The organism is Planktothrix serta PCC 8927 (assembly GCF_900010725.2).
GTDB lineage: Bacteria > Cyanobacteriota > Cyanobacteriia > Cyanobacteriales > Microcoleaceae > Planktothrix > Planktothrix serta.
On the sequence record NZ_LR734844.1, the window covers coordinates 110,114 to 135,707 of the forward strand.

Annotated in this window: 23 protein-coding genes; 14 read left to right on the plus strand and 9 right to left on the minus strand. The window is 37.8% G+C overall.

The genetic code is table 11. The features are described 5' to 3' along the window. The first annotated feature begins 87 nt into the window (after positions 1–87). Positions 88–873, plus strand: a complete 786-nt coding sequence (locus PL8927_RS05630; protein ID WP_083618468.1) for a DUF928 domain-containing protein — start codon at positions 88–90, stop codon at positions 871–873. A gap of 31 nt (positions 874–904) precedes the next feature. Continuing rightward, on the plus strand, positions 905–2,848 hold the full coding sequence (locus PL8927_RS05635; protein WP_231505921.1) for a CHASE2 domain-containing protein: 1,944 nt from the start codon (positions 905–907) through the stop codon (positions 2,846–2,848). 164 nt (positions 2,849–3,012) lie between these two features. Here the strand turns inward: PL8927_RS05635 and PL8927_RS05640 are convergent, their stop codons facing one another. Next, the gene (locus tag PL8927_RS05640; protein WP_083618473.1) at positions 3,013–4,002 is read right to left on the minus strand and encodes a metal ABC transporter substrate-binding protein; all 990 of its coding nucleotides are present in this window, start codon (positions 4,000–4,002) and stop codon (positions 3,013–3,015) included. A 151-nt stretch (positions 4,003–4,153) separates the two neighbouring features. On the opposite strand from PL8927_RS05640, the gene PL8927_RS05645 reads away from it, so the two are divergent. Further along, on the plus strand, positions 4,154–4,918 hold the full coding sequence (locus PL8927_RS05645; protein ID WP_083618821.1) for a metal ABC transporter ATP-binding protein: 765 nt from the start codon (positions 4,154–4,156) through the stop codon (positions 4,916–4,918). A 108-nt stretch (positions 4,919–5,026) separates the two neighbouring features. Continuing rightward, on the plus strand, positions 5,027–5,866 hold the full coding sequence (locus PL8927_RS05650) for a metal ABC transporter permease (protein WP_083618475.1): 840 nt from the start codon (positions 5,027–5,029) through the stop codon (positions 5,864–5,866). Positions 5,867–6,106: 240 nt separating this feature from the next. On the opposite strand, the gene PL8927_RS05655 is transcribed toward PL8927_RS05650, so the two are convergent. Both PL8927_RS05655 and PL8927_RS05660 read right to left on the minus strand, forming a co-directional pair. After that, entirely contained in the window at positions 6,107–7,033 is a 927-nt protein-coding gene (locus PL8927_RS05655) for a DUF4435 domain-containing protein (RefSeq protein WP_083618477.1), read from the minus strand. Next, positions 7,021–8,382 (minus strand): AAA family ATPase, encoded by a 1,362-nt coding sequence (locus PL8927_RS05660; RefSeq protein WP_231505922.1) that lies wholly within the window; start codon positions 8,380–8,382, stop codon positions 7,021–7,023. The genes PL8927_RS05655 and PL8927_RS05660 overlap by 13 nt, the downstream gene beginning before the upstream one ends. 243 nt (positions 8,383–8,625) lie before the next feature. Between PL8927_RS05660 and pds the strand changes: the two genes are divergently transcribed. Beyond that, complete coding sequence (pds, locus tag PL8927_RS05665) at positions 8,626–10,062, plus strand: 15-cis-phytoene desaturase (RefSeq protein ID WP_083618480.1); 1,437 nt, start codon at positions 8,626–8,628, stop codon at positions 10,060–10,062. Between the two features lie 30 nt (positions 10,063–10,092). Further along, positions 10,093–11,019, plus strand: a complete 927-nt coding sequence (gene crtB, locus PL8927_RS05670; RefSeq protein WP_083618482.1) for a 15-cis-phytoene synthase CrtB — start codon at positions 10,093–10,095, stop codon at positions 11,017–11,019. Between the two features lie 222 nt (positions 11,020–11,241). Here the strand turns inward: crtB and PL8927_RS05675 are convergent, their stop codons facing one another. Next, positions 11,242–11,772: an RNA recognition motif domain-containing protein gene (locus PL8927_RS05675; protein ID WP_083618484.1), complete on the minus strand. Its 531-nt coding sequence runs from the start codon at positions 11,770–11,772 to the stop codon at positions 11,242–11,244. A 728-nt stretch (positions 11,773–12,500) separates the two neighbouring features. Further along, positions 12,501–15,161, minus strand: coding sequence for a zinc metalloprotease HtpX (locus tag PL8927_RS05680; RefSeq protein WP_083618488.1), 2,661 nt, complete (start codon positions 15,159–15,161; stop codon positions 12,501–12,503). A gap of 268 nt (positions 15,162–15,429) precedes the next feature. On the opposite strand from PL8927_RS05680, the gene lgt reads away from it, so the two are divergent. The 4 genes from lgt (at position 15,430) to PL8927_RS28390 (ending at position 18,148) form a co-directional block, all read left to right on the plus strand. Continuing rightward, on the plus strand, positions 15,430–16,293 hold the full coding sequence (lgt, locus tag PL8927_RS05685; protein ID WP_083618490.1) for a prolipoprotein diacylglyceryl transferase: 864 nt from the start codon (positions 15,430–15,432) through the stop codon (positions 16,291–16,293). 133 nt (positions 16,294–16,426) lie between these two features. Beyond that, positions 16,427–17,215, plus strand: a complete 789-nt coding sequence (gene cobM, locus PL8927_RS05690; protein WP_083618492.1) for a precorrin-4 C(11)-methyltransferase — start codon at positions 16,427–16,429, stop codon at positions 17,213–17,215. Positions 17,216–17,287: 72 nt separating this feature from the next. Further along, the gene (locus tag PL8927_RS28385; RefSeq protein ID WP_231505923.1) at positions 17,288–17,764 is read left to right on the plus strand and encodes a hypothetical protein; all 477 of its coding nucleotides are present in this window, start codon (positions 17,288–17,290) and stop codon (positions 17,762–17,764) included. Positions 17,765–17,791: 27 nt separating this feature from the next. Then, a complete protein-coding gene (locus PL8927_RS28390) occupies positions 17,792–18,148 on the plus strand; it encodes a hypothetical protein (protein WP_231505924.1) in 357 nt (118 codons plus the stop codon). On the opposite strand, the gene PL8927_RS05700 is transcribed toward PL8927_RS28390, so the two are convergent. Beyond that, on the minus strand, positions 18,123–19,436 hold the full coding sequence (locus tag PL8927_RS05700; RefSeq protein ID WP_083618495.1) for a site-specific DNA-methyltransferase: 1,314 nt from the start codon (positions 19,434–19,436) through the stop codon (positions 18,123–18,125). The two genes, PL8927_RS28390 and PL8927_RS05700, sit on opposite strands and share 26 nt — an antisense overlap. Before the next feature lie 156 nt (positions 19,437–19,592). Between PL8927_RS05700 and PL8927_RS05705 the strand changes: the two genes are divergently transcribed. The 4 genes from PL8927_RS05705 (at position 19,593) to pyk (ending at position 22,627) form a co-directional block, all read left to right on the plus strand. Then, positions 19,593–20,405, plus strand: a complete 813-nt coding sequence (locus PL8927_RS05705) for an SDR family oxidoreductase (protein ID WP_083618497.1) — start codon at positions 19,593–19,595, stop codon at positions 20,403–20,405. A 215-nt stretch (positions 20,406–20,620) separates the two neighbouring features. Further along, entirely contained in the window at positions 20,621–20,965 is a 345-nt protein-coding gene (locus tag PL8927_RS27935) for a lactate/malate family dehydrogenase (protein WP_197047326.1), read from the plus strand. Continuing rightward, the gene (locus PL8927_RS27940; protein WP_231505925.1) at positions 20,928–21,107 is read left to right on the plus strand and encodes a hypothetical protein; all 180 of its coding nucleotides are present in this window, start codon (positions 20,928–20,930) and stop codon (positions 21,105–21,107) included. Before PL8927_RS27935 ends, PL8927_RS27940 begins: the two co-directional genes overlap by 38 nt. Positions 21,108–21,199: 92 nt before the next feature. Then, on the plus strand, positions 21,200–22,627 hold the full coding sequence (gene pyk / locus PL8927_RS05715; RefSeq protein WP_083618823.1) for a pyruvate kinase: 1,428 nt from the start codon (positions 21,200–21,202) through the stop codon (positions 22,625–22,627). Positions 22,628–22,704: 77 nt separating this feature from the next. On the opposite strand, the gene PL8927_RS05720 is transcribed toward pyk, so the two are convergent. The 3 genes from PL8927_RS05720 to PL8927_RS05730 form a co-directional block, all read right to left on the minus strand. Next, a complete protein-coding gene (locus tag PL8927_RS05720; protein WP_083618499.1) occupies positions 22,705–22,953 on the minus strand; it encodes a hypothetical protein in 249 nt (82 codons plus the stop codon). Between the two features lie 444 nt (positions 22,954–23,397). After that, positions 23,398–24,717: a hypothetical protein gene (locus tag PL8927_RS05725; RefSeq protein WP_083618500.1), complete on the minus strand. Its 1,320-nt coding sequence runs from the start codon at positions 24,715–24,717 to the stop codon at positions 23,398–23,400. Positions 24,718–24,729: 12 nt separating this feature from the next. Then, on the minus strand, positions 24,730–25,317 hold the full coding sequence (locus PL8927_RS05730; RefSeq protein WP_083618502.1) for a GUN4 domain-containing protein: 588 nt from the start codon (positions 25,315–25,317) through the stop codon (positions 24,730–24,732). Positions 25,318–25,594: the final 277 nt, after the last annotated feature.

The window sequence follows — 25,594 nt, forward strand, 5'->3', positions numbered from 1 at the left end:
GCATCAAATCTGACAGATTGGTCACACGCGAGTCGTGTTGATTCTGATTCCATAATTTTTTGGTATTCTTTGGAGACTCATACTTTTATGATTCGTAAACGTTTGCACCAGCACTGGATTAGCCTGTCTCTCCTGACCGTTGTGGGAGGGGCCTTTGTACCTCAACTGTCTGTTCTGGCTCAACCTGCCAGTTCCGAGGGAATTCAAATCAGTATGGCTTTTGAACCCCCTCCAGGGGAAGGAATGCCCGCTCGCACCGCCGGAGGAGGGTCTCGCGGTCAATGTCCTAGCGTTACTCAGGGTACAACTCCCCCCTTAATGGCCTTAGTCCCCGCTTTTGCCACTCAAAAAGAAATGGCCATCAAAGGATTGACGGTGGCGGCTACCCCCACATTCTTTTTCTACGTTCCCCAAATTCCCGCAACTGAGGCAGCTTTTAGCCTCAAAGATGAAAACAACAACGACATCTACCAAACTCGTTTAGCAATTCCTAATCAAGCGGGTATCGTCAGTATTAAACTGCCCAAAGATACCCCTCCGTTAAAAATTGGTCAAACCTATCGTTGGTCATTTGGGGTGATTTGTAACGCTGAAAACACCGAGGAGCCTAAAGTTGTGTTTGTGACCGGGGAAGTCAAACGAACAGAACCTGATGCCACCTTAAAAGCCCAACTGCAACAAGCTGAACCCTTAGAACAAGCTAAAATTTATGCTGAAAATGGGATTTGGTTTGAAAGTTTAACAACCTTAGCTCAATTGCGCCAAACTCAACCGATGGATGGTACTTTAACTGAACAATGGAAACAACTTTTGGAATCCGTTGGTTTAGATGCTATTGCCAATCAACCGTTTGTGAATGCCCTTGAGAATTAATTAAGGTTGAAATTGAATGAAGTATGGAGTTATGAAACAAAAACAAACGGTCTTCAGACTTCATACTTCTATCGGGCGCTTTTCTGAGCAATGGCTGAAGGCATTGCGTTATTTATGGTTAAGTCCTGTGCTAACGGTTTCAGTCATTGCTCTGCAAAGTACAGGTTTTTTACAACTTTTAGATTGGGCAACTTTAGATCAATTTATTCGGTGGCGACCCCTTGAATCTCCCGATCCCCGAATTGTAATTGTTACCATTGACGAACCGGATTTAAAAAAGCTCGGACAATGGCCGATTCCTGATGCTATTTTAGCAAAATTAATTGAAAAAATCAAAGCCCAAAAACCGATGGCGATCGGGTTAGATATTTATCGAAATTTACCTGTACAACCAGGACATCAAGACTTACTCAAGGTGTTTAAAACCACTCCCAATTTAATCGGTGTAGAAAAAGTTGTTGAAGATCAAAATCGGGCTTCTATTGAACCGCCTCCGATCTTAAAAGATCAAGATCAAGTGGGGGCGGCGGATTTAGTTTTAGACGCGGATGGTAAAATTCGCCGGGCATTATTATCAATTAAACCCCCAGACCATCCTACTGTTCTGAATTTAGGGGTGAAAGTTGCTTTAATTTATTTAGAAGCTCAAGGAATTACCCCTGAAATGACAGCGAATCAGCAAGTAAAATTAGGAAAAGCTGAATTCACTCGCTTTACTGAAAATGATGGAGGTTATGTTCGTGCTGATGATAATGGCTATCAAATTTTATTAAATTACCGAGGTTCCCAGAATGATTTTCTAAAAATTTCGATGACACAAGTTTTAAGCAATGAAACTCCCCCCGATTTTTTTAAAGATAAAATTGTATTAATTGGCCCTTTTGCTCAAAGTTTAAATGATTTATTTTTTACCCCCTATACCAGTAATTTATTTAGTATTAATGATCGGACTCCAGGGGTGATTATTCATGCAAATATTGCTAGTCAAATTATTAGTAGTGCCTTGGATGAACGCACATTAATTTATGTTTGGTCAGATCGGATGGAATGGTTTTGGGTTTTTGTCTGGTCAACCGTAGGCAGTAGTTTAGGATGGGTTTATGGGGGAACCCGTTGGACAGTTTATTTGTTAATCTTAGCCAGTGGTAGTTTAATTATAATTTCCTATGGTGCTTTTTTAAGTGGATGGTGGTTGCCCTTAGTTTCACCCTTATTAGCATTAGTGAGTTCCGGGATGGTTGTAACAGCTTATATTGCCAATGTTGAACGTCAAGATCGGAAAATGGTGATGACTTTATTTCAACGCTATGTTAACCCCAAAATCGCGGAAACGATTTGGCAAAATCGAGAGGATTTGTTACAAAAAGGTCAAATCATGGGGCAGAAAATGATCGCCACTGTCTTATTTACTGATATTAAAGGATTTAGTAGTATTGCTGAACGGATGGAACCCTCTACGTTAATGACTTGGTTAAATGAATATATGAATGCAATGGCGAATATTGTGTTTGAACATGATGGTGTTGTAGATAAATTTATGGGGGATGCAGTGATGGCAGTTTTTGGGGTTCCTATTCCTAGAAATTCTCCTCAAGAAATTGCTAAAGATGCAACGGCGGCGGTTTCCTGTGCTTTAGCAATGGGGGAAAAATTGCGATCGCTAAATCAACAATGGCAACAACAAAATCAACCGATGATTTCAATGCGAATTGGGATTGCGACTGGAATTGTCGTCACCGGAAGTTTAGGCAGTTCTCAACGCATGGAATATACAACATTAGGTGATAGTGTTAATATTGCTGCTCGTTTAGAAAGTTATGATAAATCATTTTATAGTGAAGGACTTTGCCGCATCTTAATTAATGAAGAAACCCATAAACAAATTAACGATAAATTTCCCACTCGTTATGTCGGTCGTGTTCAATTATATGGTCGTCAACAATTAATTAATATTTATCAAGCTATTAATGATTAAATAGGGAACAGGGAACAGGGAACAGGGAACAGGGAATAGGCAATAGGCAATAGGCAATAGGCAATAGTAGCAAGAATTTCAGTATATAGCGCTACGCATTACAGTTAGGACACTTCTAAATCCTGAAACTATTTCACTGTTCCCTGTTCCCTGTTCCCTATTTCCTATTGATTTAGCTGAAAAGGCGTGTATTTTCCTCCTAACGCTTCCACAATAGTTTTTGTATTTTTAACCAACATTTTAATATAGGTTTCTCCCGCACTCCCTGGAGAACCAATCGAATCAGAATATAATTGCTCCGGGGCTAATTTTACCCCCGATTCTTCCGCAACCGTTGTAATTAATTGAGGGTTAATCGTTGTTTCAGCAAAAATAGCAGGAACTCCCGCTTTTTGAATTGAATTTGCTAAGGTTTTAACGGTTTTTGCACTTGGTTGTTCCTCCGTACTCATCCCAATTAAGGTTCCAATTACCTCTAATCCATAGTCTTGAGCATAATATTGAAACGCATCATGGGTTGTGACTAATTTGCGATGATTTGGAGGAATAGTTGCAATTTGTTGTTGAATCCAAGCATCTAATTGAGTTAAATCCTCAGTCAATTTAGCCGCATTTTTTGTAAAAATAGCCTGATCTTCAGGAGATAAAGCAATTAACTCATCTCTAATTTTATTTGTCATTAAAATTGCATTTTTAGCCGTTCCCCAAACATGAGGATCAGGTTGCTTTTGTCCTTGATATTGAAAATCTAAGGGTTTAACCACTTCCCCCACCGCCACTTTTTTTCCTTGAGTTCCTGCGGCTTTAATTAACTTAATTAATCCCGGTTCTAAATTATAACCATTATAAAGAATTAAATCCGCTTTTTCCAAGGCAATACTATCTTGAGGAACAGGTTCATAAACATGAGGATCTGCACCCGGTTGTAAGATCCCTTGATGGTCAATTTCATCCCCGGCAATTTGTTCTGTTAAATCGGCAATAATCGTACTGGTTGATACTACTTTCGGTTGATCCCCGTTAACAGAATTCTCCGTTGTTAATTGAGTACAACTACTTAATCCGCTTAAGATTACCCCCAGAAGAATACCTAAAAATCTTATAGAAAGAGGGTTTCGAGCAATTTTTGTTATCATTAGGCTAGGATTTTTCATAATTTTTTCATTAATTATTTCATAATTATCTCATTTTTGCAGTACACTATAAAAATAATCCTCCTAAAGTTACCCCTAAAATTCCTCCTAACTCAGGAAGTCAATCGGGGAACAAACGCCATAAACTACGGATAAAATGGAGCAAACCGCTATGAACACCCTGAAATTCCCCCATCCTGTCAACGCGGATCTCACTATCCATCACCTTAGCGTCAATTATCGAGGGGTGGAAGCGTTGCGAGATATTTGTTTGGACATCCAACCGGGACGGCTAACGGGCATTATTGGCCCGAATGGAGCCGGAAAAAGTACCCTGATGAAGGCGATGTTGGGGTTAGTTAACCTAGAAACAGGTTCGGTGGTATATAACAACAAACCCCTGAGTCAGCAACGGCAACGGGTGGCCTATGTTCCGCAGCGATCGCAAATTGACTGGGACTATCCGGCAACGGTTTGGGACGTCGTGATCATGGGGAGAGTGCGGAAAACCGGGTGGTTGCGTCCCTTTTCCGGGGTCAGTCGTCGCATTGCAACTCAGGCGTTAGAACGGGTGGGAATGGTTGAGTATAAAAATCGCCCCATTGGTCAACTGTCGGGGGGTCAGCAACAGCGTGTTTTTTTAGCGAGATCTTTGGCACAGGAAGCAGAGATTTTTTGCTTTGATGAACCTTTTGTTGGCATTGATCAAAAAACAGAAGCGGTGATTTTTAGTTTATTTCGAGAGTTAGCCACATCAGGAAAAATTGTGATTGTGATTAATCATGATTTAGGGGAATCTATTGTTAATTTTGATGATTTAATTTTACTGAATCAAGAAGTGATTGCGACGGGAAATCGTCAACAGGTTTTAAAAGAAGATTATTTACAACAAGCCTATGGGGGTAGGGTATTTTTCTTTGCGGAAAAAGTGGCTTAAATTATTTTTCCCGGTTTTATAGTGCTACGCATAGAGAGTGTTTGACACTTCTAAATTTGGTGCGTGCGCTGTGCTTACGCACCCTACAATTTTTTGAATTAAAATCACATGATCAATCTGTTAATTGAACCTTTACAATATAGTTTCATGCAGCGATCGCTGATGATTGCTATTTTAGTCGGAATTATTTGTGCGGTTGTCGGTAGTTATTTAATGGTGCAGCGATTAGCATTATTAGGAGATGCTATTAGTCATTCGGTTTTACCGGGATTAGCGATCGCTTTCATCCTTAACGCTAATATTTTTGTCGGGGCGTTTATTGCGGGAATTGTGAGTACAATTTGCATGAATATTATTAGAACCTATTCCCGAATCAAAGAAGATGCGGCGATGGGAATTGTATTTTCTGCCTTTTTTGCATTAGGAATAACCTTAATTACGTTAGTTCAAAAAGATAATAAAATTGACTTAAATCATTTTCTATTTGGCAATATTCTAGGCGTAACAGCAGGGGATGTTAGAGATACCTTTATTATTACTATTATTATTCTAGCAGTTGTTATGTTAATCTATAAAGAACTGCTATTTTATACCTTCGATCCCTTGGGTGCTGAAGCCACAGGTTTACCCGTCAATCTTCTTAATTTAGGATTAATGGGATTAATTGCCTTAACCATTGTTGCCAGTTTAAAAGCCGTCGGAGTCATCTTAGTATTATCCCTATTAATTACTCCCGCAGCCACAGCCTATTTATTAGTAGAACGTCTGCATCTAGTGATGATATTAGGCGTAATAATCGGAGTAATTTCTAGTATTAGCGGAATGTACCTCAGCTATTTTTATAATCTACCTTCAGGCCCAGCCATTGTATTAGTAACATTTGGGTTATTTATATTAGCATTTTTATTCAGTCCCACCCAAGGACTATTAAGAATAAAACAAAAGTAGGGTGCGTAAGCCCCGCGCACGCACCATCTAACATTATATTAACTAAAACTCCACTTTAACCGTCAAGGTAAACTCATAGACTTCTTTTTTAAGTTGCTCAATTTGAGCCTGTAAATCAAGATAAACTGGAACCTTAATATCAGCAATAGCTTTAAAATTTTTCTTAAATTCCTCACTGAGACTTAAAGTTAATTCTCGACCTAATTTTGAATATGTATTATGAGCATCTTTTATTCTAAGTTATTCTCTTGTTCGGGTAACTTCTTTCAAGTATTCAATCAGACTTTCAGGTGTCTCTGCATATCCTGAAAATGTATTTATTGCTTGCTCGTTACTTATTTTTTCGCCAAAAGTGAACTTTATTTTCTGTTTTAAATATTTTTGGGATGCCTTTGAATCCTGTAAAATCAATTGAATAAGGATGAGTAAAAATTCCATTTCATACTTACCTCTAAATACTTTATGTTGTTCACAGTTTGAGAAATCAACAAGTTTTTGATCTAGCAATTCCTGTGTAACCTCTGTAGCCATTGGGAAAGTCTGTTGGATTTTTTCCAAATTATACTTTGATGAAACTGAATCTAACGTAAGCTCTATAAAGCCTTTGGGTAACTTATCGTCTAAATCTACACCTGTTTGTATGCCTGTTGTATTTCTTATTGCTATCAAACAAGCATACCAAGCATTTAACAGCTTAACTGCCAAATGAAACTCTTGTTGTCTTTCAATGAAAAGCCTTAAGCAAACTTTATAAGCATCATCACTCACTTCTGATAAGGAAAATTCATTTTTCAGAATTTCCTTAAATACATCTACTGAAACATATAGGTTTTCAATAGAATAACACGGCGTTTCAAAAATTGGCGGATTATGATTTGGTAAAGCACTATTAAAATCCTTATCTATGAAAAAGGCTTTTTTATACTGATCATATTCCCTATGATTTTTAATCAGGTTGTAAACCTGCAATACTCTTTCTCTACCACCACATCTAATTGGGTGATAATTTTCTACAAACTGCTTGATTCTTGGAACATAATAAGCATTGTCTTTGCCTTCAAAAAAACAAAATAAACCATCTTTACCTTGTTTGGTATGAAGGGCAAATTCTTGATAAGCAACTTGGGCTTTATCACGACTTTTTCTAAGTTTATCTATGTATGACATTCGGTAGTAATAGTTTTTGCAGGTTTAACATATTCATTCAAGCCAACAGCATACCGATCTAACTCATTATCAAAAATGAAAGGTGAATGAGTTACAGCCAATAGAAAATCACACTTATTTGAGTTGAGTATATCAGGAAGTAATTGCCTTTGCCAAATTATACTTAATGATAATTCTGGTTCATCAAAAAGTACGATAAACCTTTGTTTATCCTCAGCTAAGTAAATTTTAGAAAGAATCGATATGATTTGCTTTTCACCTGATGAGAGTTTACTTAATTGTATTTCTTCACCCGATAAGTCTGACTTGACAAAAATTCTAATCGCACTTTCATCATAAAATATTTTTTTGTCAATTAGGTACTTATTACAGATATCTCTATATACTTTAATAAAGTTATCTAACGGTTTCTGTTTTTCATAGATTTCAATCAACTTTTGTAAAAAATATAATAGCGAGTCATTTTTTATTTCTTGATTTACCACAATATTTCTGATTTCATTTTTATCTGCCTCTGAAAGTTGCTCACCTACTCTTGCTAAAATAATTTCAATATCCTTTTGATCAATGCGGCTCAAAATGCTTGTATCTGTATCTGTAAATCCCTTAACTAATTGACTTAAAATTTCTCCTGAGATTTTAGAAAAACCTTCTTTTAAAAGCTTATCAATTGTATTTTCAATTTCATCAAACCGTTTCCGTACATCTGTCATTCCAAAATGAATTAATCTATTATCTTCTTTGTGAAACTGTTCTTCATCATAACCCAGATTTTTTAAATCTTCTTCAACTCGTCTATAAGTAGGAAAATACATAATTTCACTTTGATTCAGGCTTTCTGTGATTGTTTTTTTGCACTCTTGTAAATTGGCAGAAAAATTGTCTTCAGTTTCATCAGATAATCTTCGTAAAATGTCTAAAATCATTCCCGTTGAAAATGGGAGATCTTCTACAATTTGTCTTACCATAGGGTTATTTCTAAATTGATAACTAGAAATGCTTTTATTAGCAAATTCTTGTTTGAGGTCAATAAATTTATGAATTCCAATTTTATTGATTAAGTCTACTGCCACAGGATGTTTGAAAAATGTCTGTTCAATTTCTCTTTTACTGATTGAAATAGTCTTGCCATCAATAAACTCTAACTCTAGCTTATCAAAGCAATAATCAATTAGTTTTTCAAATTTTTTACAAAGCGTATAATAAAACATATTTAAGACTTGGGTTTTGCCAAGTCCATTTTCACCAATCAAAATCTTAATATTTTTATCAAAAGGAATATGTACGTCATTTGTTCCGAAAAGTCCGTACACCGAAAAAGATTTTAAGTTACTTGATATCATATTCATACAGAGATAGAAATTATAACTTTTGGTACATAGCTACAACTTATCTTGAAGGCTAATCATCATAAGTATAGTATAGGTTAGATTGATTAGAACCCGCCCCTGCGGTAAAGCCGTCCCGACGTTCAACCGTCCACCCCAACAGCCAACCCGCATCAGAATTTTTGATCTTGTTAGGTTTGAATGTAACAAGATGTAACGTATAATCAGAAAAAACATTAAGAAAACATTTACCAAGGGTTATTGATGCGAGTTGCGATCGCTGGAGCAGGTTTAGCGGGACTGGCTTGTGCCAAGTATCTCACCGATCTTGGACACACTCCTATCGTCTTAGAACGACGGGACGTTTTGGGGGGGAAAGTCGCAGCCTGGAAAGATGAAGACGGCGACTGGTATGAAACCGGGCTGCATATTTTCTTCGGGGCTTATCCCAATATGTTGCAGTTATTCCAAGAACTGGACATCGAAGATCGGCTGCAATGGAAAGAACATTCGATGATCTTCAACCAACCGGAGAAACCCGGAACCTATTCTCGGTTTGATTTTCCTGATCTTCCTGCCCCTTTTAACGGCGTTGTTGCTATTCTTCGGAATAATGATATGTTGACCTGGCCGGAAAAAATTCGGTTTGGTTTAGGGTTAATTCCTGCCATGCTCCAGGGTCAAAAATACGTCGAAAAGATGGATCAATATTCTTTCTCGGAATGGCTGAAACTCCAAAACGTTCCGCCGAGAGTTGAGAAAGAAGTGTTTATTGCGATGTCAAAAGCCTTGAATTTTATCAACCCCGATGAAATATCCTCAACGGTAATTTTAACGGCTTTAAACCGTTTTCTCCAAGAAAAAAACGGCTCTAAAATGGCATTTTTAGATGGTTCTCCCACGGAACGTCTATGTCAACCCCTCGTAGATTACATTACAGAACGGGGGGGAGAAGTACGTCTGAATGCCCCCATTAAAGAATTTTTACTCAACGAAGATGGAACCGTCAAAGGGTTTTTAATTCGCGGGTTAAAGGATATCCCTGATGAGGTATTAACGGCCGATCTCTACGTTTCTGCCATGCCCGTTGACCCCCTGAAGGTGATGTTACCCCAACCTTGGCAAGACCTGGACTATTTTAAACAGTTAGAGGGCTTAGAAGGGGTTCCGGTGATTAACGTGCATTTGTGGTTTGATCGCAAGTTAACAAATGTTGACCATTTGCTGTTTTCCCGTTCTCCCTTACTCAGCGTCTATGCGGATATGAGTAATACCTGTAAAGAGTATTCCAATCCTGACCGTTCTATGTTGGAATTGGTATTGGCTCCGGCAAAGGATTGGATTAGTAAATCGGATGAGGAAATCGTGGCCGCGACGATGGTGGAGTTGGAAAAACTCTTTCCAGAGGAAATCCCCCACAAAGCTAAATTGCTGAAATCCCACGTCGTGAAAACGCCGCTTTCGGTGTATAAAGCGACTCCTGGGCGACAAGCCCATCGTCCCTCCCAGAAAACACCGATCCCCAATTTCTATCTGACTGGAGATTACACTATGCAGCGTTATCTTGCCAGTATGGAAGGGGCTGTACTTTCTGGTAAGCTGACAGCACAGGCGATTCAAGAAGATTTGACTTCGGATCGTTTTTTGGCTTTGTCTGCGCCATCGGCGGGCGTTGCTTCCCCAACTCCGATTCCTTCCTAGCCCATCCATCGTCGGTCACCAGAACAACGAATGCTACAACTTTCTAAATCTCATTGCATGAGAACTCTGGCATCTCTGGAAGACTCCTATGAACTCTGCCGTCAGGTTACTGCGGAGTATGCCAAGACATTTTATTTAGGGACTCAATTGATGCCAGAAGCCAAGCGTCGGGCGATCTGGGCGATCTATGTTTGGTGTCGTCGGACTGATGAGTTGGTCGATGGGCCAATGGCTGCGACGACAACGGAGGAAACCTTAGATCGTTGGGAAGAACACCTGGAAGCTTTATTTGCTGGACATCCTAGGGACGAAGTGGATGTGGCTTTGGTAGATACCCTACATCGTTTCCCTCTGGATATTCAACCGTTTAGAGATATGATTGCGGGTCAACGCATGGATTTATACCGCAACCGATATCAGACGTTTGAGGAGTTGGAACTCTATTGTTATCGGGTGGCGGGAACGGTGGGGTTAATGTCAACGGCGGTGATGGGTGTCGAACCTCCGGTAATTACTCCTTGGAATCCTAACCCAGAAATTATGATTCCGAATCAAGAAGCGATCGCATTAGGAATTGCCAATCAACTCACGAATATTCTCCGGGATGTGGGCGAAGACGCGCGACGAGGACGGATTTATTTACCTTTAGATGATTTAGCGTTATTTAATTATACAGAAGAAGATTTATTTAAGGGGGTTGTGGATGAGCGTTGGCAGGAATTAATGCGCTTTGAAATTCAGAGGGCGCGAAAGTTCTATGCAGAAGCGGAAAAGGGAATTAGTGTTTTAAGTGAGGAGATTCGCTGGCCGGTTTGGACGGCGTTAGTGCTTTATCGGCAAATTTTAGATGAAATTGAACGCAATGAATATGATGTTTTTAGCAAACGGGCTTACGTTCCCAAATGGCGAAAAATGATGGCATTACCTGTAGCCTTATTAAGGGCAAAAGTGTTATAGAGGTTGAGCAATTAAAAGGGTATATGGTGTTTATCCACATTAATTGGTTTGATCCATTGGATTACTGCTTTGATTTACTTGGGGATATCCACCGCCCAAGTGATTTCGTTGTTTCAAAATTCAGGAACTTTTACTCAAATTATAATTTAATAGGAGATATTGAAAACCCACCTAAATAACGATTGAGGTGGGTTGATATCGGGATCAATTCAAACTATAAAATTAAGGATTGGCAGCTTGGGCGGCTAACATTTGTTTTAGTTTTTCTAACTCATTTGCCCAACGGGGATCGGGTTGGAAGCCTTCATCACCGCCTGTTTTGGGGGTAGCATTATAACCACCTGAGGAATGTTTGGATTTTTTATTCCGGTTTTTACCGCCACCACTTTTAGGCATATTACCCGACGATTTAACGGGTTGTTGAACAGGTTGTTGCTGTTGTTGTTGTTGGGGTTGTTCTTCCCCTTCATTTTCGCTACCGCCTGCGCCTTCACCTTTTCCTTTTTTACGAGGTAATGCTTTTTCAATTTTTAAGGCATTTTCTCTAAACATCACCCCGTTATATTTCTCAACAATTTGATCCGCCAGTTCATCGTTTTGCACCGTTACAAATCCAAAACCGCGACATTTGCCCGTTTTGCGATCGGTAATCACTTTAGCAGAAACGGTATCTCCTTCCTCAGCAAAGACATCTTGTAATTCTTTGCGCTCTAATTCTTTGGGAAGATTACCAATATAAAGACGAACAGACATGAGTAGTACCTCCAAATAAAACGAAAAATGAGTAGGCAAAATCATCCCCAACTTGTGTGATTTAAAAACACAAATAGAGGATTAACCCCAAGGCAATTAGCACTTTGGTTTCTTAAATTGAACTCAACAGCCGATTTCATCTTCAAATTGAGATGAAGTCCGGTCATTCCCTCCATATTGAATTCATCATGCAGAGAATGTTGGTTTGCTCGGTTGTTTTGTAAACTTTTTCTCATCGGTCAAAACTTGATGCTATAGAGTCTTGTTATTCCTGTGTTCAAAAATAGATTGAACTTCCTATAGCTAAGACGATATAAAGTCAACTCACTGGTTGTTAACTTCCTGCCTTTGGAGTGCCAATAGTTGAGTACAGCATTTAATAAAAAATTTGTCATTTCTTTAAGTTGCTGTTTCGCCTCGTATGAGTCAGGCTATTGAATGGAACCTAGAACCTTTGCTATGGGTATTCCAGTACCGGATCGTTATGAGCCAATCTCTAAGATAGCACAGCCTCGAACACAGTTCTAGCGTTTTGCCAAGATTTTTGCATTTAATTTTGCAAAATTTGTAAACTTTCCAGATTGGGTGATGAAACTGACTCTATCCAGGGGAGGATGAAGTTCTTTTGAATCTTTAGTTAGTGAATTTAACATTGATCGGTACAAAAAGCAATCAGACTTAATCTCTTAAAATTCGTATCAACTTATAAATAAATCTAATAAATCAGTTTACCATCCTCCTTGAGAAACGAGGTAAGCACCCCAGAGGGTAAAACCGATCGCTAAAATAGTAGACCAAAGAGGATGTCCACCTGGCAAGGTGATCCTAGAATCAGAGGTTTCTAAGGTTTCCACATCAATCCAAGGCGTCGCACCTCGTCGCCACCATCCCGTTACCTTAATATTTTCAGTGATCAACTCCTGGGGTTGAAGCATTCTTGGCCAGAAATTCGTCAGGGGAGTCCATTGGGGGAGATAATGCAGTTTCACAATTCCGGTTGCGGTTTGTAGGATTAAATCTTGAGCAAAGGTATTGCTCAAACCTTTACGACCTAACAGTTGACCCGTTAAACAAATCGGTTGACTATCGAGGGGAATAGTATTGGGGTTAGTTACCAAATTGGATAAGTTAGAATTCTTTAAAATATTAGAGGGTTTGATTTCGGGGAAAAAGGGGTTAATCCGAATAAAAATTCCCAAACTACAACCAATCGGAATCGCACCCGCCATAATCCAATAGTCTCCCCATAACCATCCTAATTGCCACAATCCTAATATCGAACAGAGTCCCCCCATTAACCAAATTAATCCCCCAATTGCCATTCCTCCAGGAATTCCAAAAAACGGTGCACCTTGTAATAATAAGGGGGAATTGTTCGGATCAAATTTTTGCGGTTTGGGTGGGTTGAGATGGGATAGATCAAATTCCGGTTCTAATTTCCAATAATTAGCATAAAAACAGAGAATTTTCAACCGTTCTCCGATTAAGGGATGGGATTGATTTAAAGTCAACCAAAGAGTATAAGAATTCGTTAAATCCCATTGTAATAAAGTTTCTGGGGATAGGTAAGAAGTTAAGCTTCCTAATGTTAACGCCTGTTGATAACTGAGGGGAGTTAAGCGATCAAAGGCTTCAAGGATAAAACTGGTTTTTCCTTGTTTTTGAATCGTTTGGGATAAATTTATGGTAATTTTTAATAAGGCGCGACTTAAAGCATTCGGATTTCCGGTGAGGTTACAAGCGATGCGATCGCTATAATAAACTCGACGACGGGAGAAATACAACGAGGGAAACCGTAAGAGTTTGTACAATCCATAACACAACGGACAAGTAAAAATAGCGATCGCCTTTAAGATTTGATCTAAAATTTCTCGAATGATCGTCGGAAAGGGAAGATTAAAATCGGAGAATTTTTCTGTGAATTCAGCTAAATACCCATAAATTAAATAGGGAATTTGACTGACAATTGTTACCCCAGACATCACCGCAAAATCCCATTCCCCAATCGAGGCTATTTCTCGCGCAAAAATAGCAGCAATTTCATCTTCTGTTAATTGGTCTAATAGTCCTTGACTAACAACAATTCTAGCAAATCTTCGTAAACTTCCGTAGGAAAAAATTACCGGATCATCAATAGGTAATAATTTAATTTCAGGGACTTTAAATTTTTTCTTCTGAGCGTAATTTCTTAAGACTTTATTGGTTTCTTGGCTATAGTTAAATAAGGTTGTTAGAGGTAAAGGTTTTAAACCATAGCTGAGTTTAAGCAGTCCATCCCATAGCCAAGGAGATAATACAAATAAAATAAATATTGTGATATAAACTGCTTGAGTTGGATCTTGATAAAATAAAGGAATAGGTTTTAAAAGGGGTAGCCAATTCAAAATATTATTAGTAATTTCCATTAACTCATCTAACAAATGAGGAGTTAACCAGAATATCGCTAAAATAGTTAATGCAAGTTCGGCAAAAAATCGGGAAGTTTGCCAAATCCAACCCACAGCAAATATAAACAAAATAATAATAATAATTTGCCAAGGTTGACGAGATAATTGTTGCCAAGGATTTAAAATCGGTTGCCAAATCCAAATTTGATTTAAAGTATGATTAATAAATGCCAAAACAATCGGAATAAACCAAATTAATCCCACCGCTATTAAGAGTTGTTCTAGTTTAAAAGGACTCGATTGTAATGGTTTAAGCGGTTTCCAATTTGTTGCCCGTCCAGCTTGTCGCCATTGCCATTCTTGAACAGCAGGAGGGGGAGGCGGTTGCATAATTTCCGGTTCTGAGTTTAAGGGGAGAACAGGAGTTTCTGCTATGGGCTTAGGATCAATATTTTCTGGGGTTACTGTGGGAGTTTGTTCGGTTTTTTTGAGGTTTAAAGGAGTCTGTTGAACTCCCGAAGAATTGGGGGATTTTTGAGGTTTTGATTGCGGAGAAGATTGAGGAGTCTTCGCCAGAGTGGATTTAGCTTTTGCCGGTTGTAAAGAGGGATTTAGGGGAATAAAACCTGTTTCTGTAAAAGGCGGTAATTCTGAAGGCTGATTTTCTTCGGAAGTATGAGGAATTTCTGGCTCAAGGGGCTCAGAATTATTGAGTTTAGGAGGATTTCGTTTTAATAAACTTTTTAAGTAATCTGTTGCCCAATTTTTAATTTTTTCTTGATGACATTGGGTTAGATTTCGACAGAATGTAATTGCTAACTTAGCATTTTCCGTCCGTTCATAGGCGATTACTAATCCCATTTGCGCTCTAAATTTAGCAGGATGATTTGATTGGGCAATCGGTTCTAAAATAGCGATCGCCTGTTGATAATCCTTAGCTTTTAAAGCCGCTAATCCTGATTCTAAATTCGATGAATTGGGAGGTAAATTTGAGGACGACATAGGGGGAAATTCACAATTAAGACAATTGACGGTGGCGGGTTGATCGGAAAACCAGGTGCTGAAACAATCATCAGCAATCCGACCTCATCAAAAGGGTTAAAAGTTGACAGAAAGCGCAATTCATTCTATTGTACCTATTTTCCCGATTAAAATAACTTAAAATTTATTTTATTTAATATTTTAATCAACCTTCTTTTTCCGCAAAAAATTAAACCTGACCTCTAATCCCCGAAAGATGATACAATAACTTGGCTTAGAATCAGCTATTATGGATACAAATCATTTATTTCTAGCATTTCAATTTACTTCTCCCGGCCCCATTATTTTTGAAATCGGGCCGTTATCAATTCGGTGGTATGGCTTGTTAATTGCCTCTGCGGTCTTGATTGGAGTTTCCTTGTCTCAATATCTAGCCAGCCGTCGCCAAATTGATCCTGAACTGATCGGGGATTTAGCAATTTGGTTAGTGATTGCGGCAATTCCTGCGGCTAGATTGTATTATGTGGCATTTGAGTGGGAAAGTTACGTTAATAATCCCGCTAGTATTATGGCAATTTGGAAGGGAGGAATTGCCATTCATGGTGCAATTTTAGGGGGTTTAATTGCTACTTTATTATTTGCCAAAATTAAGCAGATTCCCTTTTGGCAGTTAGCGGATATTGTCGCGCCTTCTTTAATTTTAGGTCAAGCCATTGGACGCTGGGGTAACTTTTTTAATTCGGAAGCTTTCGGACGACCAACCGATGTACCTTGGAAGCTCTATATCCCCCCCCAAAACCGTCCTCTGGGATTTCAATCCTACGAGTATTTTCACCCCACTTTTTTGTATGAATCCCTGTGGAATTTAATGGTATTCGGTTTGTTAATTACCTTATTCTTTAGAGGATTAAAAGGTAAACCTCCCCTGAAATCAGGGACAATCTTTCTGGTCTATTTATTTGCCTATAGTTCGGGTCGAATTTGGATTGAAGGATTACGCACCGATAGTTTAATGTTGGGGCCGTTAAGAATTGCTCAATTTGTCAGTTTAAGTGGGATTGTATTGGGGTTATTGGGTTTAATTTGGTTATATGGATTGAAGCGAACTTTACCCGATGTTGTGCCGAAATCTCAGCCTTCTAACTCTCAATAGAAATAGAAAAAGCCCTAGACTCGATAGCCAGGGCTGCAACCAGGGTGCATCTACCATTCTTGTCTTCTCAGTGGGTCAGTTCAGATCCGGAAAAACGGAAAATCAATCACAAATTTTGGAGAATTAAAACATCATGCAACAGGAGACAAAATTGCTTAAATCTGCGGTTTATATTGTTGGGGCTGGCCCTGGTGATCCTGAATTATTAACCGTAAAAGCTCAAAGATTATTAGCATCGGCGGATGTCATTTTATTTGCTGATTCTCTGGTTCCTGAACAAATTTTAACCGGGGTTCGGGCGGATGCAGAATTAATTAGAACAGCGAATAAAACCTTAGAAGAAATTCTACCCTTAATGATTGAACGAGTCCGTCAAGGAAAGTCTGTTGTCCGGTTACATTCGGGCGACCCCAGTTTGTATGGGGCGATTTATGAACAAATGCAACAGTTAGATGCAGCAGAAATTGAGTTTGAAATTGTCCCAGGAATTAGTGCTTTTCAGGATGCGGCGGCTAAATTAAAAGTGGAATTAACGGTTCCAGAATTAGTACAAACGATTATTTTAACCCGTGTCAGTGGAAAAGCCACTGCGGTTCCGGCGGATGAAGAATTGGAGAGTTTAGCGGCTCATAAAGCGAGTTTATGTTTATATTTAAGTGCCCGTTATGTTGAGGAAACTCAGCAAAAGTTAATCAAATATTATCCCGCAGAAATGCCGATTGCAATTTGTTATCGTTTAGGATGGCCGGATGAGAAAATTCGGGTGGTTCCTTTAGAAAAAATGGCACAAGTTACCCAGGAAGAAAATTTAATTAGAACCACTCTTTATGTGATTAGTCCGGCTTTAGCAAAAACTCCCCCTAATTCAACTTTAAGATCAGGGTTATATAACCCTGAACATTCCCATTTATTTCGTCGTTAACTGGGTTTCTAGGTAAAACTTAGAAATGCCATAAGTTAATACTATGCAACTATTGTTCAGGAGAAATGTCCTTTGGTTTCGTTTGCTGAATATCAAACTATAAATTCTCAGTATATCACTTTCATAGATTCAGAATTCTATCCTGATTATTTGGATGAAGCAGCAATAATTTATGGAAGTGTTATAGAGCAGTTTACAAATTTAGTCAATATTGCGAACAGTTCGGCTGAATTACTGTTGAGGATTACAGAAATACCTAATCCTTCCAGAACCCAATTATTAAGAATTTTTCGTAAGTATGTATCCCCAGATACTTCTGTTGAAATGTTGAAAGTTAAGAAAAAGATTGCGAAAATTATTGAAGACTATGGAAACAGGTTTAGAAATATAGAAGATGTCAAACACAAATTAGCAACTCGTTCTACTCCTGATGAAGCTTTAATCGCAATTCTAATTGAATATAAAAATCGAGGTCAGAAAGGATATGAATTAACAGAAGCCTTTTTTCTCTGGTTTGAAACCCACTTTGGATCAGCATATTTAATTTAAGGGCCGATTCGAGCAGGACGAGATATAATGCTTGATAAAGTTTTGGAAAATTGGCAGGAAAAAACACCAACAGATATCTTAATTTCTCGTTTAGATGGAACTCCTTTAGTCATTGGTTTTGCTCGTTATGATTCAGATCGAGGAGGAGCGCAGGAAGATGATCGGATCGCAGGAAATAGAGAGAAAGTAACTCATATTCTTAAGTATGCGGACACCTATCAATTACCTCTGAAAGTATTCTTTTTAAATGATGGCCCTGGATTAACTCTGGGGTCAATGTGGAATGATTATGCCTCTTTAGAAACTGATGGAAAAGGACGAGTAATGGTCTGCACTCTAAAAATGTTAGATGAAAGGTTTACCAGAGATTGGCTTGAAAGTTAAGTAAATAGTTCCAGTTTTCAATTTGATTGTCTGTAACTTGCTCCAAATCTGATTCGCTTTCAATATATACTTCTAAACCACTTTTGAGAATTCTATTTGTATTGATTAAAGGCTCTTTTTTAGGTAAACTGCCATTTCCATTAACAAAATCCCCCATTGCTTGAGTTCCTTTAACTAAACGCTGAATAGTGGTTTCTATGGCTAAAAGAGAGTTATCAATTCCAATCCATTGCCGTTTTAATTCCTCTGCAACTGCAACAGTCGTTCCACTACCAACAAAAGCATCTAATACCAGATCTCCAGGATTAGAAGAAGCCTGAATAATTCGTTTCAAAAGTTCAAGGTTTTTTTCTGTTGGATAGCCTGTAATTTTAATATTTTGGTTATGAGCATCTTTGAATTCAAGCCAAATATCTTGAACTGCAATTCCTTTACTTTGATCTAGGTAAACTTTGCGTCTAGGATTTCCAGTAGACGACCAGTAAATTTCACCTTTTTTATCCATTTCTTCTAAGGTTTCTGGAGTATATTGCCAATGTTTACCTGGTGGGGGAAGCATCCCACGCCAGGGTTGACCTGTTGCTCCTTTTCTTTCTCCAGGTGCATGAATTGGAACTTTTTTATAACGTCTTCCTGTTTTTTCTTCAATATATTGATATTCTTTAATTATTTTATCCTCTGTCCAAGATTCAAAAGGTTGGTTCCAAATATAATTATCAGTTTTTGTATAAAAAAGGATATAATCTGAGATATTTCCATATTGATTCCGAGTATAATTTTTAGGATTACATTTTTTTCGAGTAATCCAATTGCGAAAATTCTTAACTCCAAAAATTTCATCCATTAAAATTTTAACTGGAAAAGCCATATTTTGATCGAGATGAACATAGATTGATCCCTGATCAGCTAAAAGTTCTTTAAGTAAAATTAATCGTTGACGAATAAATTCTAAATAATCTGCACCTTCTCTGAAATCGTGATAAGCATAAGCTTGTTGTCTTGACTCAAATCCTAGTCCAGTTGCATAAGGTGGATCAATATAAATTAATCCAATTTTTCCTGCTATATCAGAGTTCTCTAATAAATTCCTTAAAACTCTTAAATTCTCTCCATAAATCAACTGATTTTCAAGTGCGTTTTTTACTTTTATAACGCGAGTTAATTTTGCTGGGGGACTCTCTAAAATATCTTCAATACTAACCTTTCCCGCATATTCTAAGGAAAAGGGAATTGAGCCACTATTTTTTAATCCTTTATCCTGATTTTTATTGGGTATACCTGTTGCCATAATTAGGAGTTTATTGCTAGATTTCTCGTTAAATTATACCTGATTATATCTAACTTTAACCGATCACAATAGGGTTCCGTTTTTTATAACCCTATCTTATTGTTATGGTTTTTGTTATAATCCGTTAAGAGTGCGCGTACTTCCTTTGCTTTCGCTATGAATTTTAATCAAAAAAATATTATTATTACGGGGGGATCAAGTGGTATTGGTAAAGCAACGGCTCAATTATTAGTGAGTCTGGGTGCAAATTTAACCATTATTGCTCGAAATCAAACAACACTTGATCAAGCACAAGCTGAAATTGAATTAGTAAAATTGCATCAAAACCAGAAATTTTTTACACTTTCTGCGGATGTTTCTGTGCGGGAAGAAGCCGAAAATGCGATCAAACGAGCAATTGAACTTTTGGGAAGTGTGGATATTTTAATTCTATCGGCGGGAATGGCTTATCCGGGTTATTTTCGAGAACTCCCCATAGAAGTTTTTGAACGCACAATGGCTGTTAATTATTGGGGTTCTCTCTATTGTATTCGAGAAGTTTTACCCAAAATGGTAGAACAAAACCAGGGTAAAATTATTCTGATTTCATCAGCAGCCGGATTAATTGGAATTTATGGTTATACAGCCTATAGTCCGACTAAATTCGCTTTAAGAGGATTAGCAGAATCCTTGCGAGGAGAATTAAAACCCTTGGGAATTCAAGTTTCAATTGTTTATCCTCCCGATACCAATACGCCTCAACTCGTCGCTGAAAATAAAACAAAGCCTCCAGAAACTAAAGCTATTAATGGAATGGTTAAACCTTGGGAACCTGAAGCCGTTGCTCAGGATATTCTTCAAGGAATTAAAAACAATCAATTTGCCATCACCCCTGGATTGGAAATTAAACTTTTAAATATCTTCCATAGTTTATTGTTATCCCTAATAAATCGCTATTTTGATCATGTAATTCAAAACTTTAAAAGTTAAATCATTCTTAAGAATAGCGATATTATCCTCAATGGCTTTAATATCTTAATTTGAGATCTAAACTGATTCTCTGTGCTGTTTCCGGTTGCCTCTATCGAATAAAAAAAGATCATGTTAAAATCTATAAAACCAAAACTGGTTTAATCTATTCAGAGGTTATAATTGATACATTTTTTGAAGGCAGGAGCTAAATTTGATGGGATCAATCCTCGATTATGAGCCGATTAATCATTGGAGGTTTTATGTTTGATCAGCTATTTACAACTCATCCCGATGATCATAGTCCCTTGAGTCCCAGACTCTCGTTTATTGAACCGACTCAAGTGACAGTGGGAACCGTTGCTGATGCTGGAGGGGATGCTAATTTAGTGATTATAAAAGCCGGAGCCTGTCAAAGAGCCGGTGAAACCCGTTTAGATTTAGTCGGACGAAATGTAGAAATCTTCAAAAAATTAATCGGAGAAATTGCTGAATACGGATATTGTCACCGCCATTTTACGAGATCAAAATCGAATTTTAACGGTGAGTCGTTCCGTGCAAGGATTATATGGTCTTCCTAAAATCTGTGTGAGTTTACCTGTATTAGTCAACCGCAAAGGCGCGACTAAAATCATTAATCTTTCGTTGACTGAAACGGAAGAAAAACAGTTACAAAACTCCTGTAAAGTTTTGTATGAAATTATTGAAACCTTGGATTTGTAGAACCCCTAGCTAATTTTATTTTCAGGTTAATTAAAATTCAATTTAATTTTCCTGAGTCATCATTGTTAATTGTTCATTTAGGGAATAAAATCATGAGCCTTTTGCACCACAGAACAAAAATTGTTGCGACTATTGGCCCCGCTAGTAAATCGCCAGAAACTATTCGTCAAATGGTGAATGCGGGAATGAATGTTGCTCGATTAAATTTTTCTCATGGTAGTTATGCAGATCATGCAGAAATGGTAAAATTATTACGGCTAGTTTCCCAAGAACTTGATACCCCGATTACCTTGTTACAAGATTTACAGGGGCCAAAAATTAGAATTGGTCAGTTACCCTGGGAAGAAATAGAATTAGTTGAAGGTGAATATTTAACCTTAGTTCCTGTTGATGATTTTCATAATCAACCGAATACCGTTCCCATTGATTATCCCTATTTAGCCGAAGAAGCGGAACCAGACGCACAGGTTTTACTGGATGATGGATTGTTAGAATTAAAAATAGAAGAAATTCAGGGAAATGCTGTCAAATGTCGCATCATTGAAGGCGGAATGTTGAAAAGTCGAAAAGGGGTAAATTTACCCAGTTTAATTTTGCGTCTTCCCTCCTTAACCGAGAAGGATAAACAAGATTTAGAGTTTGGTGTTTCTCAAGGGGTAGATTGGATTTCTTTGAGTTTTGTCCGTCGTGCGGAGGATGTTCAAGCCTTAAAAGCGTTATTAGCTGAAAAGGGGGCACCGGAGATTCCAGTCATTGCCAAAATTGAAAAACCTCAAGCGATCGCTAATTTACAATCTATTATTAATGAATGCGATGGTTTAATGGTAGCACGGGGGGATTTGGGGGTAGAAATGAGCCCAGAAAGAGTGCCATTATTGCAAAAACAAATTATTCGGATGTGCAATCAAAGAGGCATTCCTGTGATTACGGCAACCCAAATGTTAGATAGTATGATTCACAATGCACGTCCAACTCGTGCCGAAGCGAGTGATGTTGCCAATGCAATTATTGATGGTACGGATGCGGTAATGTTATCGGGAGAATCTGCCGTTGGGAAATTTCCGGTAAGGTCGGTACAAATGTTATCTAAAATTGCTAGTGATGTTGAACCGGAAATCGAATTTAAAAACTATCCTCCGGTGATGTCCGATGAAACTCATGCCTTAAGTGAAGCCTTAAATACGATTGATAAAATCTTGAATTTGCACTGTATTGTTGCTTATACAAGTACCGGATATACGGCAATTTTAGCCGCAGCAGAACGACCGAAGGTTCCCGTTGTTGCATTAACTCCAGATCGCAGTGTTTATCATCGTTTAAACTTAGTTTGGGGTGTTCAACCTGTTTTATTAGAACATCAAGTGAATTCTTTTGAAGGATTAATTGATCTCGCCCAAACGAAATTATTAGAACGGGGATTAGCTAAAATCGGAGATAAAATCTTAATTGTTGGAGGCGTTCCCACGAAAAAGGCACGGGGGACAAATTTCTTAAAAATTCATACGATTAGCGATGAATAGGCATTAATTAGTTGACGGTTGACGGTTGAGGGTTGACGGTTAACCGTTAACCCTCAGTTTAACTGTGCGACCTATGATTATTTTTCGGCTTCTTGAGGTGTGGATTGTCGGACTAATTCTAGGCTAGAACCGATAATAAAGCCCATCACCGCACCTGCTAAAGCATAAGTCCGGGGTGCTCTCGACTGACTATAACCCAAATCTAAGGAGGGGCCAATATTACAGCATTGATATTGTTTCTCGCTATATTTAGAAGCCCCTAGTCCAGCAATTGTACCGACTACCATCATGATCATTCCAGAAAAAATCACAAGTCGCATATTCATAATTATTTCCCCAGGATTGACCTAATCACAAATAATTTGTTGTAATCATAATCCTTATACTTTAAAAGTAGCTCTATTTTTTGATCTTTCAAAGCTATTTTTAATCTTTTTTACAAAAGTTTAAAAAAGTTGATTAAACTTATGCAATTTTAGGGACTTAATCTCTAACCCTTTGATGCTTTTAGACTAGATATTAAACTTTGATATATTGAAATGATATATTAAAAATATGAGTTTATCTCCGAAACAGAAATTTATAGCAGTCATACCAACAGGGTGATGGGTAAAGGCTAATGTAGCAAACCTAGACGTTGAAGTTGAGAATTAGGAAACAGGAGATAGGAGATCAGAAATAGAAGTTAAATTATTGACAGCGTTGAACAGAAAGGGTGTAACTATGTTTTTATAATAGATTCGATCATAATTTTATCATCTATTTACCGATTAAGTATTCATCCGTTCATAAATTGCGGAAGCAGCCGGAGAGTAACGGGTGAGGTAGCTAAAAATCCAGAATTTGATACAGGAATCAATAATAACAGGAATAGTAGCAATAAACGCATTAATTGCTACGGGACTTTCTGGGAGTCCAAAATGAGCTACAACTCCTTCTAATAAAACTTCCCAGCCTTCGGCGGAGTGAAAGCCCACAAACATATCCGTAATTAAAATAAACAAAAATACTTTTAAAGGATCACTCAAATTTAAAAAGGTTCGATTAGAAAAACCTCTGACAATTGTTATTTTAGTCCGATTAAAATAAACTAATCCCCCAAAGGTTAATAAAGCAACACCATCGGATAAAATATTTTTCCATCCATTTAAGGCGCGATTTCGTGATTCTTGCCAAATTTCAACCGCTTTTTCTGATAATTTTTCCTCTCTTTCAACTTCTGAAAGAGACGGAATTACTCCCAGTAATTGTCTAATTTCTAAACCTTCTTTAAAAGCAGAATATTCTCTTAAAAACTCCTGTTGAATTGCTGAACTGAGTTCAATTTTAGTCGGGTTTTTATTACTATAACTTCCGATTAAAGGATTAAAAACTATGTTTTTGACAGCGACTTGAACCAATAAAGGAATCAAGAATAAAATCATCAACCAACGCACCGCTATTTTATCTTGAATGCGTCTAACTCGCAATTCTTGAACAACCTGTTGTTCATAGTTCGGGTTGGCTTTCTGAAACCCCAAAAATCCCCAACTAAACCAACTTTTTCCTGGGGGTTGAAAGCCAAGATTAGATGTAGCTGCGATCGCTGCTGGATCGGTAGTCCGAGCGCTCGCTGATTCATTTTTTTCTTGTTTTAATTCCTCTGAGGTTAATCCCATAACCGTCGGGGAATTTACGGCGGGAGGATTTGCCAAAATCTCAATTAAGGTATCCTCAGAATCTTGACGATATTTTTTAACAACAGAATCAATAAAATTGAGTTTCTCTACAATTTCATGCTCTGATGTTAGAAATTTATCGGTGATTAAAGCCGGATCATCCGTCTGCTCAGAAGGTGAAAATTGAGGATTCCACAAAAAACTATTGAATTGAAATTGAGTTAAATTTAGACGAATTTTTAATAAGTGGCGATCGCGCAAACTTTGAACATAATCAACCACCGTTTTTTTAGATTCAGGACAATAACCAATCGAATTACCCTGAAAATATTTATCTTCCAGGGCTTTAATTGCTTTAGCACTTTGATAAGCGGATTCTAACAGTTGAATTTGTCTTTGATTCAACCAATGATTAAATCGATTAAGACTCATAGGTTTTCCAGATCAATCAACACCGCAACGAATTAAACGAGCAATAAAATAAACCGCCATTTTTCCGCCATAGGGCGATCGCCACCACCCAGAAGGATGACAGCCCACAGGAGCTTCTAAACTAAAATCAAGATCATCATAATCTAATAACTCATGATTAACACTCCATCCAAATTCAGCCTCCATAGCCTGTAAAACTTTCATATCAATATCAGAAATATCATCATTTCCTCCCAACCGGGTATAAATTTGTTGTTGAACACTAAAGCCAAAACGATCTTTACTGTAACTCATCCATAGTTGATCTAGCAAACTTAATGCACTACAGGGAAAAATCATAATCTCATCAGGAATAATATCGTCTAGGCTATTTTTATTCATAATTTCTAACATAATTCTTGTGGTTTCTTGATCTGCTTCTTTCCAATTTCCTGCTTCTAAAAAATCCCGTAATTTTTGGTATCGGTATATATCCGTTAATAATAATAACGCTTTATCTAACTTCTGTTCTAAGCGTTCAACTCGTTCTGATAAAGCATCCAAACTCAAAGGTTGAGATTGAGGTTTAGACTGTTTGGGTTGTTGCGATGGGTTTGACATATTTTATAGGGATTTGATTGAAAGTTAACTACTAAGCTGTTAAGCATTTAAAACTGATCTGCAACTATAGCAATCCTAAATGATTTGTGATAAAAACCGGTAGGGGTTGGGTCTTCCAACCCTCTTTGCGCTTGGGTTGGGAGACCCAACCCCTACGATAAAATGCTACAACCTATTTAGGATTGCTATATGACCTAGATAGCCCATTGTTTGACATTTTCCCTGATTGATCGGTATAGCGCTACGCATTACAGTTAGGACACTTTTGAGTTCTGAA

Excerpts from the sequence above, each read along its gene's own strand:
- PL8927_RS05630 (WP_083618468.1), top strand. The coding sequence starts at position 88 with ATGATTCGTAAACGTTTGCACCAGCACTGGATTAGCCTGTCTCTCCTG.
- PL8927_RS05635 (WP_231505921.1), top strand. The coding sequence starts at position 905 with ATGAAACAAAAACAAACGGTCTTCAGACTTCATACTTCTATCGGGCGC.
- PL8927_RS05640 (WP_083618473.1), bottom strand. The coding sequence starts at position 4,002 with ATGAAAAATCCTAGCCTAATGATAACAAAAATTGCTCGAAACCCTCTT.
- PL8927_RS05645 (WP_083618821.1), top strand. The coding sequence starts at position 4,154 with ATGAACACCCTGAAATTCCCCCATCCTGTCAACGCGGATCTCACTATC.
- PL8927_RS05650 (WP_083618475.1), top strand. The coding sequence starts at position 5,027 with ATGATCAATCTGTTAATTGAACCTTTACAATATAGTTTCATGCAGCGA.
- PL8927_RS05655 (WP_083618477.1), bottom strand. The coding sequence starts at position 7,033 with ATGTCATACATAGATAAACTTAGAAAAAGTCGTGATAAAGCCCAAGTT.
- PL8927_RS05660 (WP_231505922.1), bottom strand. The coding sequence starts at position 8,382 with ATGAATATGATATCAAGTAACTTAAAATCTTTTTCGGTGTACGGACTT.
- pds (WP_083618480.1), top strand. The coding sequence starts at position 8,626 with ATGCGAGTTGCGATCGCTGGAGCAGGTTTAGCGGGACTGGCTTGTGCC.
- crtB (WP_083618482.1), top strand. The coding sequence starts at position 10,093 with ATGCTACAACTTTCTAAATCTCATTGCATGAGAACTCTGGCATCTCTG.
- PL8927_RS05675 (WP_083618484.1), bottom strand. The coding sequence starts at position 11,772 with ATGTCTGTTCGTCTTTATATTGGTAATCTTCCCAAAGAATTAGAGCGC.
- PL8927_RS05680 (WP_083618488.1), bottom strand. The coding sequence starts at position 15,161 with ATGTCGTCCTCAAATTTACCTCCCAATTCATCGAATTTAGAATCAGGA.
- lgt (WP_083618490.1), top strand. The coding sequence starts at position 15,430 with ATGGATACAAATCATTTATTTCTAGCATTTCAATTTACTTCTCCCGGC.
- cobM (WP_083618492.1), top strand. The coding sequence starts at position 16,427 with ATGCAACAGGAGACAAAATTGCTTAAATCTGCGGTTTATATTGTTGGG.
- PL8927_RS28390 (WP_231505924.1), top strand. The coding sequence starts at position 17,792 with ATGCTTGATAAAGTTTTGGAAAATTGGCAGGAAAAAACACCAACAGAT.
- PL8927_RS05700 (WP_083618495.1), bottom strand. The coding sequence starts at position 19,436 with ATGGCAACAGGTATACCCAATAAAAATCAGGATAAAGGATTAAAAAAT.
- PL8927_RS05705 (WP_083618497.1), top strand. The coding sequence starts at position 19,593 with ATGAATTTTAATCAAAAAAATATTATTATTACGGGGGGATCAAGTGGT.
- PL8927_RS27935 (WP_197047326.1), top strand. The coding sequence starts at position 20,621 with ATGAGCCGATTAATCATTGGAGGTTTTATGTTTGATCAGCTATTTACA.
- pyk (WP_083618823.1), top strand. The coding sequence starts at position 21,200 with ATGAGCCTTTTGCACCACAGAACAAAAATTGTTGCGACTATTGGCCCC.
- PL8927_RS05720 (WP_083618499.1), bottom strand. The coding sequence starts at position 22,953 with ATGAATATGCGACTTGTGATTTTTTCTGGAATGATCATGATGGTAGTC.
- PL8927_RS05725 (WP_083618500.1), bottom strand. The coding sequence starts at position 24,717 with ATGAGTCTTAATCGATTTAATCATTGGTTGAATCAAAGACAAATTCAA.
- PL8927_RS05730 (WP_083618502.1), bottom strand. The coding sequence starts at position 25,317 with ATGTCAAACCCATCGCAACAACCCAAACAGTCTAAACCTCAATCTCAA.